12 protein-coding genes are annotated in these 13,771 nt (G+C 40.8%); 6 read left to right on the top strand and 6 right to left on the bottom strand.

The window, feature by feature from the left end:
* The first annotated feature begins 4 nt into the window (after window positions 1–4).
* The 3 genes from WA352_RS14750 (at window position 5) to WA352_RS14740 (ending at window position 4,464) form a co-directional block, all read left to right on the top strand.
* Complete coding sequence (locus WA352_RS14750; RefSeq protein ID WP_171068221.1) at window positions 5–1,147, top strand: fatty acid desaturase family protein; 1,143 nt, start codon at window positions 5–7, stop codon at window positions 1,145–1,147.
* A 108-nt stretch (window positions 1,148–1,255) separates the two neighbouring features.
* Window positions 1,256–1,972: a ribonuclease PH gene (gene rph, locus WA352_RS14745; RefSeq protein ID WP_004801766.1), complete on the top strand. Its 717-nt coding sequence runs from the start codon at window positions 1,256–1,258 to the stop codon at window positions 1,970–1,972.
* A gap of 311 nt (window positions 1,973–2,283) precedes the next feature.
* On the top strand, window positions 2,284–4,464 hold the full coding sequence (locus WA352_RS14740; protein WP_005319954.1) for a phosphocholine-specific phospholipase C: 2,181 nt from the start codon (window positions 2,284–2,286) through the stop codon (window positions 4,462–4,464).
* Between the two features lie 64 nt (window positions 4,465–4,528).
* On the opposite strand, the gene WA352_RS14735 is transcribed toward WA352_RS14740, so the two are convergent.
* The gene (locus tag WA352_RS14735; RefSeq protein WP_081401679.1) at window positions 4,529–4,768 is read right to left on the bottom strand and encodes a hypothetical protein; all 240 of its coding nucleotides are present in this window, start codon (window positions 4,766–4,768) and stop codon (window positions 4,529–4,531) included.
* Window positions 4,769–4,965: 197 nt separating this feature from the next.
* Between WA352_RS14735 and WA352_RS14730 the strand changes: the two genes are divergently transcribed.
* Window positions 4,966–5,151, top strand: coding sequence for an ABZJ_00068 family colistin stress protein (locus WA352_RS14730; RefSeq protein WP_026057479.1), 186 nt, complete (start codon window positions 4,966–4,968; stop codon window positions 5,149–5,151).
* On the opposite strand, the gene nadC is transcribed toward WA352_RS14730, so the two are convergent.
* Window positions 5,148–5,993, bottom strand: a complete 846-nt coding sequence (gene nadC / locus WA352_RS14725; protein WP_004801772.1) for a carboxylating nicotinate-nucleotide diphosphorylase — start codon at window positions 5,991–5,993, stop codon at window positions 5,148–5,150. The two genes, WA352_RS14730 and nadC, sit on opposite strands and share 4 nt — an antisense overlap.
* Before the next feature lie 413 nt (window positions 5,994–6,406).
* Between nadC and ampD the strand changes: the two genes are divergently transcribed.
* Window positions 6,407–6,979, top strand: coding sequence for a 1,6-anhydro-N-acetylmuramyl-L-alanine amidase AmpD (gene ampD / locus WA352_RS14720; RefSeq protein ID WP_005319950.1), 573 nt, complete (start codon window positions 6,407–6,409; stop codon window positions 6,977–6,979).
* 82 nt (window positions 6,980–7,061) lie between these two features.
* A complete protein-coding gene (murJ, locus tag WA352_RS14715; RefSeq protein ID WP_171068216.1) occupies window positions 7,062–8,612 on the top strand; it encodes a murein biosynthesis integral membrane protein MurJ in 1,551 nt (516 codons plus the stop codon).
* A 46-nt stretch (window positions 8,613–8,658) separates the two neighbouring features.
* On the opposite strand, the gene WA352_RS14710 is transcribed toward murJ, so the two are convergent.
* The 4 genes from WA352_RS14710 to WA352_RS14695 form a co-directional block, all read right to left on the bottom strand.
* Complete coding sequence (locus WA352_RS14710) at window positions 8,659–9,342, bottom strand: FKBP-type peptidyl-prolyl cis-trans isomerase (protein ID WP_005200920.1); 684 nt, start codon at window positions 9,340–9,342, stop codon at window positions 8,659–8,661.
* A 48-nt stretch (window positions 9,343–9,390) separates the two neighbouring features.
* Window positions 9,391–10,098 carry an FKBP-type peptidyl-prolyl cis-trans isomerase gene (locus WA352_RS14705; RefSeq protein WP_005319944.1) on the bottom strand — a complete coding sequence of 236 codons (708 nt, stop codon included), beginning with the start codon at window positions 10,096–10,098 and terminating at the stop codon, window positions 9,391–9,393.
* A 206-nt stretch (window positions 10,099–10,304) separates the two neighbouring features.
* Entirely contained in the window at window positions 10,305–12,431 is a 2,127-nt protein-coding gene (locus tag WA352_RS14700) for a GNVR domain-containing protein (protein WP_336143016.1), read from the bottom strand.
* 78 nt (window positions 12,432–12,509) lie between these two features.
* A complete protein-coding gene (locus tag WA352_RS14695; protein ID WP_005319938.1) occupies window positions 12,510–13,619 on the bottom strand; it encodes a polysaccharide biosynthesis/export family protein in 1,110 nt (369 codons plus the stop codon).
* Window positions 13,620–13,771 lie beyond the last annotated feature (152 nt).

Raw genomic sequence — 13,771 nt, 5'->3', positions numbered from 1 at the left:
GAATATGGCATTAGAATTTAAAACCGTATCAAAGTCAGCGCATTTAACCCCTGAACAAGTTGAAGAGTTTGGTCGCCGTGTCGAGCAAATACGTCTAGAGGTGATGCAAAATCTCGGTGAGCAGGATTCAAAATATATCTACAAAGTACGTAATTTTGTACGTTATACCGAAATCGCATCACGCGGCATGTTGATGTTCGGTGGCTGGATCCCACCCGTATGGTTGCTGGGGACAGCCATGCTGGGTGTGTCTAAAATCGTAGAGAACATGGAGCTTGGGCATAATGTGATGCACGGTCAGTTTGACTGGTTGAATGACCCAAGCTTGCGTGGCGAAGACTACGATTGGGACAATACCTGTTCAGGCAATGACTGGCGCTATACCCATAATTATATGCATCACACTTATACCAATATTGTCGGTAAAGACCATGATGTCGGTTATGGCATTTTACGAGTAACAGAAGATCAAAAATGGGAAGTGCGTCATTTAGCCAATATTCCGTTGGCTTTACAGTTGATGTTCTTTTTCCAATGGTATGTAGGGGTACAAAACCTGCATTTGGAAGATGCGTTGGTCTATAAAACCAAAACATGGAAACAGGTTTGGGCGGATGCATCTGATTTCCGTAAAAAAGCGACACGTCAGGTGTTAAAGGACTATGTGTTTTTCCCTGCAATTGCAACGATTAACTTTATTCCAGTATTGGCTGGAAATGCAGTTGCAAACATCATGCGTAATTTATGGTCATCAGCCGTGATTTTTAATGGTCACTTTACTGAAGATGCGGAAACCTTTGAAGCAGATAATACTGAGAATGAGACCAAAGCGCAGTGGTATCTGCGTCAGATCCGTGGTTCGAGTAACTTTACCGGTGGTAAATGGATGCACTTTATGAGTGGTAATTTGAGCCATCAAATTGAGCATCATTTGTTCCCAGATATGCCTGCCAATCGTTATGAGCAAGTTGCACCACAAATCAGAGCTTTATGTGCTGAATATGGCGTGAACTACAACGAAGCTAACTTTATGAAGCAGTTCTGGACGGTTTGGGTTCGTTTAGCAAGATGTTCTTTGCCGAATGATATGGCTGCACAAGTGGCTCAAACTTGGTCGAATTTCAAATCGAAGTTTAAGTTTGCTTAAGCGATGACTAATTCTGTGAATTGTAACGAATAAGTAAAACTGGAAGCACGTGTAATTGAGATATACTATGGCGCAATGATATTTGTGCCATAGTTTTAAGGAATCGTTATGCGTATTGACCAAAGAACATTAGACCAATTACGTGAGGTCAAAATTACCCGTAACTTTACTCGTTACGCAGAAGGCTCAGTTTTGGTTGAGTTTGGTCATACTAAAGTGTTATGTACCGCAAGCATTGAGAACTCAGTCCCTCGTTTCTTGAAAGGTCAGGGACAAGGTTGGGTGACGGCTGAATATGGCATGTTACCGCGCTCAACGCATACTCGCAGTGATCGTGAAGCGGCACGCGGTAAGCAAACGGGTCGTACGCAAGAAATCCAACGTTTAATTGGTCGTAGCTTACGTGCCATGGTGGATTTGAAGAAATTAGGCGAGAACACCATTACGATTGACTGTGATGTGATTCAAGCGGATGGCGGAACACGTACAGCAGCAATTACAGGCGCAGCAGTGGCTTTGGTTGATGCGATGAACGTATTGCTCAGCAACAAGAAAATTAAACAGGATCCATTAAAAAGCTTAGTCGCAGCAATTTCTGTCGGGATGTATCAAGACGAAGTTTTACTCGATTTATGCTACGAAGAAGATTCAAATTGCCAAACCGATTTAAACGTGGTGATGACACAGGCTGGCGAATTTATTGAAATTCAAGGAACGGCAGAAGACAAACCGTTTACGCGCCAGCAGTGCAATGCCATGTTAGAGCTTGCAGAAAAAGGAATCGCGGAATTGATTCAGAAGCAACAGCAGGCACTCGGTTGGTAAGCTCCAGTTGATAGTGCGGGCGGTCTGGTTTTTTTAGACCGCCTTTTTTTTATCCATTTTTTGTCATCGAATTGCGATCAAATCATCATCGAATTGTCATTTATATTGTATTGACTATCTGCACTGATATTTAACGGATAGTCAAATGCGAAATTTCCTTTTAGCGTTGCTCAGCAGCAGTTGCTTGTTACTCAGTGCCTGTAACGACAGCGATGGCGATAATAATAACCCAACGCCAAGTCCAAAGCCGCCAACATCCACATGCAAAATTCACTGCGCGCCATAAACAAGAACAATAAGGAAATAAATCAATGAATCGTCGTGATTTTTTATTAAATTCAACCAAAGCCTTGTTTGGTACTGCAGCACTCACCAGTTTCCCAATGAGTATTCAAAAGGCACTTGCGATTGATGCCAAGGTAGAAACAGGCACCATTAAAGACGTTAAACATGTGGTGATTTTGACCCAAGAAAATCGTTCTTTTGATAATTATTTTGGGACGTTGAAAGGTGTACGTGGTTTTGGTGACCGTTTTACTATTCCTTTAAGCCAAGGTCGTAAAGTCTGGGAACAGTATGATGCCAATAAGAATAAGGTCTATCCATATCATTTAGACAGCAGCCGCGGCAATGCACAGCGTGTCAGCGGTACACCGCACTCATGGACCGATGGACAATATGCTTGGGATCATGGTCGTATGGGCAGTTGGGTGCAATACAAGCAACCGCAATCGATGGGCTATTACAAGCAACAAGAAGTTGAATTCCAGTTTGCCTTAGCCAATGCCTTTACCCTGTGTGATGCTTATCACTGCGCGATGCATACGGGAACCAACTCAAACCGTATGTTTATCTGGACGGGAACCAATGGCCCAACAGGCGCCAATGTTGCTAGTGTAGTCAATGATCTAGATGCGATTGGCCCATCGACCACAGGTTATGACTGGACCACCTATCCTGAGCGTTTGCAACAAGCTGGTGTCAGCTGGAAAGTGTATCAAAACATGCCTGATAACTTTACTGATAATCCATTAGCAGGATTTAAAAAGTATCGTCGTGCCAATGAGTTATCAGGCAAACCAGTCAATAACAGCACCATTTGCCCAGCCTATGATCCAGCAATTGATGCCAGTCAACCTTTGTATAAAGGCATTGCCAATACCATGCCAGATGGTGGTTTTCTCGGTACATTTAAAGAAGATATTGCCAAGGGACAATTACCTCAAGTGAGTTGGTTAGTGGCACCTGCAACCTATAGTGAGCATCCAGGGCCATCGAGTCCAGTTCAAGGGGCATGGTACATCCAAGAAGTTTTAAATGCTCTAACTGAACGTCCAGAGGTTTGGAGTCAGACCGTATTTTTAATTAACTTTGATGAAAATGATGGTTTCTTTGACCATGTACCATCGCCGAGTGCACCGTCAATGGATACTGCTGGAACAGTGTATGGTAAATCGACTTTAAACAAAGAGCAGATGTCGTACGAGTATGCCACGCATGCCAAAGCATCGAATGGTCAGCCTAATTTTACCGATCCAAAAGTGAGTAATGGGGTCGGGGTCTATGGGCCAGGCATCCGTGTGCCGATGTACATCATTTCACCATGGAGTCGTGGTGGTTGGGTCAACTCCCAAGTGTTTGATCACTCTTCCGTGATCCGATTCTTGGAGCAATGTTTTGATGTGAAAGAGCCGAATATCAGTCCATATCGTCGTGCAGTGTGTGGTGACTTGACCTCGGCATTTAATTTTAAAACGCCAAACTTACTGCCTATGCCAGATTTATCCGGTAAGAAGAGCAAAGCAGAAGCTGATGCGATTCGCAAAGCACAGGAGCGTTTATCTCAGGTCAGCCGCCCGCTCAGTCAGACCGATCCAGTTCAGGAGATGGGGATTCGTCCATCGCGTGCACTGCCTTATGTCTTACATAGCAGCGCCAAAGTTGATGTTACAGCCAAAACGGTCAAACTGATGTTCTCAAATACGGGCACACATGCGGCCGTGTTCCATGTCTATGACAAATTGAATTTAGAAGCAGTTCCACGTCGTTATATGGTGGAAGCAGGTAAGCAACTGGATGATGTTTGGCAGACTAAAGAGAATCGATATGATCTATGGGTATTGGGGCCAAATGGTTTCCATCGCAGCTTTACGGGTAATCTAACTCAAACCGCACAAATTCAAGCACTTCCAGAAGTTCGTGTCTGTATGGAGGAGTGTGATCCAAAGATTTTCTTAAAAGTCCGCAATGATGCTACACAAACAGCAAAACTGGTGGTCAAAGCCAATGCCTACTTACCAAATAAGAGTTGGCAAATTGAAACGGCTGCGACTGAAAAAGAACTCAGTTGGGATATGACTGAGTTTGGTGGTTGGTACGATTTTACCGTCACGATTGAAAATGATCCAAGCTATAGCCGTCGCTTTGCTGGACGTATTGAAACCAATGAAGACTCAATTTCTGATCCGTATATGGGCTTTTCAGGAAATTAAGGTTGTTTGATATGAGCCTAAAGCAGTCTAAGTCAATCTTAGGCTGCTTTTTATAGGTTGAAGATTATCGTAGTAAAAACCAGTAGATACATAGAAATATCAATATGAGCAGCGTGATAAAACCGACGACAAATACTTCAGTGCTGTCAAAATCTACTCGTTGCCCAAGCCGGTAGCAACGTACAACTCCATAGCCAAGGCTACGAATTACACTTTCAAAAATAATCTCAAAAATTAGGTCAATGAATAGAAAACGGAACAGCTTAAACAGCACATGAAATACGGCTTCGAATACGGTATCCATACTTATTATTTTAATAAATTGAGCTGCTTAGCATTTTAAGCTTACATAGATCGAAATAAAAGTAGACACAAACACATCATCGTCAACAAATAGCTCACTGAGCATTTACATGCCTATAACACAGCCCACTGATTTGACTCATTTTAATTTGATAGATTGAGCCAAATTGAAAGGAACAAGTTTAGGGGGAAATAATGATGCTACAAGTATTCTTGGTCTTACTCACTGCAGTAACATTTGTATTAATGGCGGCTGACCCTCGCCCAACTGATTCGACTGAAGCCAAATCAGCATGGCAAGTTGAAACGACACAATTGAATAAAGCAGAGGTTTTAGTAGAACAAAAGCCGCTGAAACAAGAAAAAGATCTTGATCAGGCTTAAGCGTTAAAACGCATGGATAAATCAACTGCGCGTACGTCTTTGGTCAATACGCCCATGGAAATGTAGTCTACGCCAGTGCTTGCCACTTCACGTAAATTCTCAATGGTAATATTACCAGAAGCCTCTAATTTACAACGACCTGCCACATGTTTGACCGCATCAATCATCTGCTGTTGGCTAAAGTTGTCCAACATGACAATATCAGCACCTGCTTCAAGCGCTTGATTGAGCTCATCCCAAGTTTCTACTTCGACCTCAACCGGTTTGCCTGGCGCAATCGTATGTGCCTTGGCAATTGCTTGAGCGATTCCACCCGCAGCCATGATGTGATTTTCTTTAATTAAGAATGCATCAAATAAACCTAAACGATGATTTTGACCACCGCCGATCGCAACCGCGTATTTTTGTGCAATACGTAAGCCGGGTAAGGTTTTACGGGTATCGAGTAGTTTGGTATGTAAACCATCAAGCTGTTGCACATAGCTTGCTGTTTTGGTTGCAACCGCAGACAGCGTTTGGATGAAGTTTAGTGCTGGGCGTTCTACGGTGAGTAAACTACGTGCAGAACCAGCAAGTTTTAAGAATGCTTCATTTGCCGCAACATGTTCGCCTTCTTGCTTGAGCCATGTGATTTGAACAGCGCTGTCATAGGCTTGAATTAACGCATTGACCCAAGGCTGACCCGCCAACACCATATCTTCACGTGTAATAATGGTTGCAGTGGCTTGTTCATCTTCAGGTGTGAGCAGGGCGGTAATATCGCCGTCCCCAATATCTTCTTGTAATGCTTGTTGAATATTGATTTGAATAGATTGTTCAAGCAAAGATTGAGGGATACTCATACCAGTTCCAGTGTATGTTTGACTAAAAAACGTGTGCGTTATAATAGGGTCTATTGACATTTCAACCATGCATTGCGTTATTGGCTAAAACGACATAAACAAGGCATGAAATGTAGGCAATGGCGCCACCCTTGTCAAGTTTCATAACGCTGTTTATGGAGGTTTTAGCCATAACCCTTCGGGACAGGAATATTTTTTGCCGTTCCTGCGTTATGACTTGGCTCATTTAGAATGACTAAATTTCACAAGTCATGCCTTGTATCGTCTAAAAATATTCTCTGTCGCAAGCATCTGTGAACTGTCGATAGACCCTAATACTCTACTCATAAAAAATAAGTATTTCATCTCGATTATTCGTGATAAAGCATGTCAGAATGGGCAAGATAAATATTAAATTGCTGATTCGAGTCACCATGCAACAATCTAGATTTACTCAAGTTCAAGATGGGATATTGGAAGGTGCAACACAAATTTCATCGCCGAATTTTAATGCCCGACCTACAGATACCGATATTCAACTAATTGTTATTCATAATATTAGTTTGCCACCCTCACAGTTTGGTGGTGGTTATATTCAACAATTCTTTCAGAATCAGCTGGATTGGTCATTACATCCTTACTTCCAAACCATTGAGGGAATGAAGGTTTCAGCGCATCTATTGATTTTGCGTACAGGTGAAGTGATTCAGTTTGTGAATTTTAATGATCGTTCGTGGCACGCAGGCCGTTCTAGCTATTTGGCTTTGAAGGAATGTAATGATTATTCGATTGGAATCGAGCTAGAAGGAAGTGATGATCTACCTTTCGAAGCTGAGCAATATCAAGCATTGGTTGAAGTCGTGAATAGTTTACGCCAAGCATATCCAAAAATTCAAAATCATATTGCAGGCCATTCCGACATTGCGCCGAAACGGAAAACCGATCCTGGTGAGTACTTTGATTGGCAATTATTTCGAAATTTGCTGTCTAAACAAAAAACACGCTAAAAATATGACCAGATTTAAGATTTCATAACGAAATCTATTCGGACTTTCATTACAATAACGCTTTTTAAAAGATAAGCCGTAGGTGAATGCGATGGCATTGTGGCGATCGACTGTAATTGTCAGTGCAATGACGATGTTATCTCGAGTGTTGGGGCTGGTACGTGATGTTGTGCTACTCAATGTATTTGGTGCAGGTAAGGACTTCGATACCTTCGTTGTTGCCTTTCGTATTCCCAACTTTTTCCGACGCTTATTTGCGGAAGGGGCTTTTTCTCAGGCTTTCATTCCTGTTCTGACCGAATATAAGACCAGTCGTGCCCATGCTGAAGTCCAGATTCTGATTAGTCGGGTGTTTGGCTGTTTGCTTACGGCCATGTCCTTATTGACCTTTGTCGCTATGGTGGCTGCCCCAGCGATTATTTATCTGTATGCGCCTGGTTTCCATAATGATCCTGAAAAATTTGATCTCGCTGTGGATATGTTCCGTCTGACTATTCCATATTTGATGTTTATGTCGTTGACGGCTTTTGCTAGCAGTATTTTAAACAGCTATGGTTCATTTGCTTCACCTGCATTTTCTCCTGTATTACTCAATGTGGCGATGATTGCGGGGGCGTGGTGGTTAACGCCGTATATGGCAGAGCCAATCATGGCTTTGGGCTGGGCTGTGGTTGCTGCGGGTATTTTACAGCTGGCGATTCAGATTCCTGAATTATGGAAAAAGAACTTATTGATTCCACCTAAAGTGGACTTCAAACATGAAGGGGTGGATCGTATTTTAAAACTGATGCTGCCAGCCTTGTTTGGGGTGTCAGTGACTCAGATTAACTTATTGCTCAATACAATCTGGGCATCATTCATGCAAGATGGCTCGGTGTCATGGCTATACAGTGCTGAACGTATGACTGAGTTACCGCTGGGCTTAATTGGTGTCGCGATTGGTACGGTAATTTTACCTTCACTTTCCGCACGTCATGCAGAGCAAGATCAAGCCAAATTTAGAGGCATGATTGATTGGGCTGCCAAGATTATTATGCTGGTCGGTATTCCCGCAAGTATTGCATTATTTATGTTGTCGACACCGATTATTCAAGCTTTGTTCCAGCGTGGTGAATTTACTGTAGAAGATACGCGAATGACTGCCTTAGCACTGCAATGTATGAGTGCAGGGGTCATCTCATTTATGTTGATCAAAGTATTTGCGCCAGGCTTCTATGCACAACAAGATACTAAAACCCCTGTTCGTGTCGGCTTAATGGCGGTGGCAGCCAATGCCATTCTAAACGTAGTCTTTATTGGCTTCTTTAAGTTAATCGATTGGCATGCCGAGCATATGGCGCTCGCACTAGCATCTTCAGGCTCGGCTTTGGTGAATGCGGGTATGCTGTATTTCTATTTGCATAAACGTAACATCTATCGTTTTGGGGGACATTGGAAAAAACTGGCATTGCAATATGCGGTTGCCAATATCACCATGATTGCAGCACTTTGGTATGGTTTAACCTGGTACCAAGGCGATATTTCTCAATGGCTACGTATTGCTGAAGTGATTGGCTTGTGTGTCATTGGTGTCGTTGCCTATGCTGTAGCATTGTTGGCTACGGGTTTCCGACCAAGACATTTAAAAGCTTAAATTAGATTCAATTAAAAAATTAAACCCTCCAAATGGAGGGTTTTTATTATTTCACTTCAAGTAATTCAATATCGAAAATTAAAGTACTGTTTGGCCCTATTGCATCGCCCGAACCGACATCACCATAGGCAAGATTTGCTGGAATAAAGAAACGTGTTTTGCCACCTTCTTTCATCGTTTGAACACCTTCAGTCCAACCCGCAATCACTTGGCTGAGCTTGAATTCAAGAGGGTGGTTGCGTGCGATTGAACTGTCGAACACCGTTCCATCGAGCAAGCGGCCTTCATAGTTTACTTTAACCATTGATGTCGCTTTCGGTGATTTACCTTGGCCTTGTTGTAGTACTTGGTACTGTAGGCCTGATTTCGTGGTCACGATATCTGCTTTCTTGCCATTTTCAGCCAAAAAGGCTTTGCCTGCTTGATCATTTTTTTGTGCTTGTTCTTGAAACTCAACCAGCTGTTTGGCTTCAAGGCGTTTTTTATATTGATTGAGTACAGTCGCCATTTCCTCATCGGTTAAAGATGCTGTTTTACCTTGAATAGCTTCTTGTAAGCCTTGTACAAAAGTTTCGATATTTAAGTCTTTTAAAGTCTCGGCATTGCCTCTGCCCATGAGATAACCGTAGCTATATCCGAGTTGATCTTTTTGTGGGCTTTTTTGTGTAATTGATGCTGCTTGAACCGTTCCGATGGTTGAAGCAATTAAAATGAGACCTAATCTTTTCATTATTTCTTCCAAAAAATAAAGGAGAGCATAGGCTCTCCTTAAGATCATTTACTTAACAGCGATTAATTCTACATCAAAAATTAATGTGCTATTCGGTGGGATCGAACCAGGAACACCTTGTTCACCGTAACCTAAGTTTGCAGGAATATAAAGTGTTGCTTTACCACCTTCTTTCATCAGCTGTAAACCTTCAGTCCAGCCTGGAATCACTTGATTCAGCGGGAATTCAATTGGCTCGCCACGGTCATAAGAGCTATCAAATACTTTACCATCAGTAAGTTGACCTTTGTAGTGAACTTTCACAACAGAGGTCGCGGCAGGCTGTTTACCTGTACCTTCTTTAGTGATTTTATATTGTAAGCCTGAAGCGGTGGTTTTCACGCCTTCTTTTTTCGCATTTTCTGCTAAAAAGCTGTTGTTGGTCGCTTCGACTTTTTTGGTCTCATTCGCTTGTTTTTGTTGCAGCTCTTTTTGGAACTCGATATAAGCCGCTTGTAACTCTTCTTCTGTATAGGCTGCTGGTTTTTGTGCATGCCCGTCACGGAAACCAGTAATAAATGCACTGGTTTCTAATTCTGGTGGGGTTTGTTTTGCGACTTCATAACCTAATGCATAACTGATTTTTGCCACAGGTGCTGCATTTTTGTCAGCCTTGGCGCCAAACTCAGTGGTTGGATTTTTAGTAGCGTAGTAAATAGGAACGAGCGCTGCACCGCCTAAAACAGCTGCGACAACGAAAGGTAAAGCTTTACTCATGAGATGTCCCAAAGCGAGATTTTAATAAAAAATATGCCGTTGATCTTAGCATGTATAGGCTTAGGCATTGAATAATAAACAGCAAAAATGCATGGATTTTTTGTATGAGGATTGAGTCATTTGTGAAATCAATGAGCATTCTTGTTGAAATAAAAAAACCAGAGAATTTATAGCCCTCTGGTTCTTTTTATTCAATATTAGAGCAATTATTTGCTGGTCTGATATTGATATTGATTAATTTGATAGCTCGGGATCTGGTCTAGAATAAGACCGTCAATCTCAAGCCCCGCATTCACAAAATAAGATTTTGCGAGTTCAATATCTTTCAGTTGTGTCTGACCATATTGCACTAAACAGAGGTTAAAACCTGTAAATTGAGCAAGGTTTAAACTATCAGGGGTTGCAAGTACGGGTGCTGAACTGATCAAGATGTAGTCGTATTGATTGCTGATCTGTTGCATTAACTGTGCAAAAATTGATTGATGTGAACTAATAGAAGCCTCATCATTGCTTTTTCCACGGCCAATTAGACTCAAATTCGGATAAGTTGTATTCACGATAATTTGATCTAGATCGGCTTGTCCACGTAAATATTCAGCTAGGCCCACTTTTGACGTGCTCTTAAAAAGTTGGTCAAGTTCACCACGATAAAGGTCGCTATCAATGATTAAAACTTTCTGCCCAGCTTGACTTAGATAAAGTGCCAAATGTTGAGCAATCACACCTTGATTTTGATTAGGTGTAACACTTGTTATGAGTGCAACGTTATGTTGTTTTTGCTGTAACTTAAAACATAAAGTCGGGATAAATGTCTTGAGTGCGTGTAACTCAGGAGCAGTTTTATGTTTCGCTTTAGGCAATTCAAAATAAGTATTAATGCCGACAGCCTGTTCAATTTCATCACGATGACGTACGCCAGTTTGTAACATATTGCGAACTAGAGCAATCAATACACCAACAAATCCACCAATAAAAATTGAGAGGATTAACACGATTAGCTTACGAGGTTTGATTGGTTTCGTTGGTTCTACAGGGTAATCTAAAACACGAGTATTTCCTGTTTCGCCTGCTTTAGCCAAGCTTAAAGACTGGTATGTTCCTAATAAATTGGTATACAGCTGCGTTTGTACTTGTACATCGCGATAGTATTGCAAATACTGGCTTTGTGTATTTGGTAATTTTTTTAATGCACTATTCAATTCATTAATTTTTTTATTGAATACAGCAATTTGGGTATTAATTTCTTGCATCATTGGGTGTTGTGCTGTGTATTGAGCAGCCAATTGTGCCTGCTTCTGCTCTAACTGAATTTTTTGTGTTTCCAACTCAACACTCTGCTTTAAATAAAGCCCAGCTTCTTGCTGAATATCAATGGTCCCATGAGTTTCTCGGAATGTATTAAACTTTTTCTCTGCCTCTGTTAGCTCTTGTTTCAGTTGTGGCAGTTGCTGGTTTAAAAAGGCTAATGTTTTTTCTTTTTCTGCTGATTTCGTCGCTAAGTTTTGCTCTTGATAAATTTCCAAAATGTGATTTAGCACTTTTATGATGTGCGCTTTGTCTGCTCCATCATAATTGATAGTGATAATCCCTGTTTGCTTGGTAAGTTCAGCCACTTTTAAACTTAATAAAATAGCTTTGACTGCAGCAAGTGTTGATTGTTTTTGAACAATATACTGACCTTCTAAAGGATGTTGGCTTGAAATACTAATTTTCCAAGCTGAACTAAGGGAAGTAGAATTTGCTTTTTGATTTAGGGATCCTTTGTATACTTCTAGCCCAGTCTTTTCTGACGTAAGGCTAAAGTTTTGCCCATGGAAGCTTAAAAGTAGGTCTTGATCTAGATATTTTTTTGGAATGTCAAATTGGCGAATAGAGAACTCAGTTTTATGATTTCTAACTTGTACTTGATCCGTAAGATAGTTGGTGTGAAATTGATCTGTGCTTAAAAACTTCTGAACAAAACCTTGATCTGGTTGGATTTGGATATCTAGATTTAGATCTTGAATCGTTTTTGCTAAAATAGAGCGAGATTGCAAGATTTCGATTTCTGCCTGAATCGATTGTTGACCGCCAAGACCACCAATATTTACGCCAGCTAAACTGCCTAAAGATGCAAGCTGTGAGTTTAGACCTGCTAAGCCATTTTGTTTGTTATCAATAATTTGAATTTTTGCATCAACAGCGTAAGTTTTTTCTGCAGTTTTAAGATAAATACTGGCACAAATTAGGGCGAATATTGTACAGAAAACAATAAGTTTCCATTGTGCAATAAGAGCGAAAAATAATTCTCTAAGGTCAATCGTGTCATCAGTCAGTTGTGTATTTTGATTCATAAGGGAACAACTATTTAAAATTTGGGAAAACGCTTGCAGATTCTTGGAGATCTAAATGGTTAGATTGAAAAGGTCATATTATTTACCTAACTGATCAAAACTATAAAGTGCGTTAGAGAATGGTATAATTTGATTAACCATACGCTGCCAGCGCGTCAAGCCTGTTGCATCAATATAAACAATATCATTTTTCTGCATAGCGAATTGATTGGCTAAAGCAAGATTCCCTAAGCTACTCAAATTTAGTTGATAAATAGTCGAGTGCTGAGTATTGAGGTTTGTACGCATTACATAAATACGCGCAGCACTTGCTGTATATGGGTTAATACCTTCACTCTCACCAAGTACATCACTTAAGGTCATCCCTTGATCACGTAAGGGAAGCGCCTGGCTTTTACTTGATTCACCCATGATATAAAGTTTTTGGTTTTGTTTGGTATTTACAAAAATCGTATCATTAGGTTGAATTATTAATTTGTGGAGAGATAAACCACTTTGTTCTAAAGCAACTAAATTTAAATTATAAGTAATCCCTTTACGAATTAACTGTATAGATGTGTTATCCCCTGTTTCAGGATTGACTCCTCCAGCCATACTGAGTGCCGTATACAAGCTAATTGGCTGATCATTCAGCGTATATTGCCCGCTTTTCATGACTTGTCCATTTACAAAGTAACGATTGCCTTCGTAGGATAAAATCCTAACAATAACATCAGGTGTTTTCAAATATTTTGCAAACTGAGACCGTAGATATCGATTAGTTTCAGCAAGGGTTTTTCCTGCGACATGAACTTGGCCAATTAGGGGGAGTTGTACATTGCCATTTATGTCAATTGCATAGCCACTTGCTTGGGCAGATTGCATATTATTAATATTATTTAGAGGGGGGGTAATTTCAGGGTAGGCCCATAACTGGATTGATAAGACATCATTTGCACTTAAACGATATTGGGTGGGAGTTTGGCGAAATAATGTCGATAGCTTGTCTTGCGGTAGCAATGATGTAGAGGCTAGGTTATATAAAGCTAAGTTTTCTTGGGTTAATTGTACAATCGTAAGATTAACGCCTTGCTCCGTTGTAAAGTCTCCATTTTCAGGTAAGTCATGTGTTTGAAGACCTGAAGTGATTGCACAACTTACAGCGCTAATACTAAGTGTAAGAATTGAAAAAAGTTGGTAATACTTCACATGAAACCCTTAGATAATCTTATTTTTAATCAATACCTATTGTCGTGTATGGATCATCAGTGGACAATGGATGCTAAATCGCGATGATTTTATCCCAAAAGATTAAAAAAACATAATATTCTTTTTGTGGGAGTGTTGAATTATTTGATATA

The organism is Acinetobacter sp. 102 (assembly GCF_037028485.1).
Taxonomy (GTDB): Bacteria; Pseudomonadota; Gammaproteobacteria; order Pseudomonadales; family Moraxellaceae; genus Acinetobacter; species Acinetobacter higginsii.
This window is presented reverse-complemented; position numbering and strand designations above follow the sequence as displayed.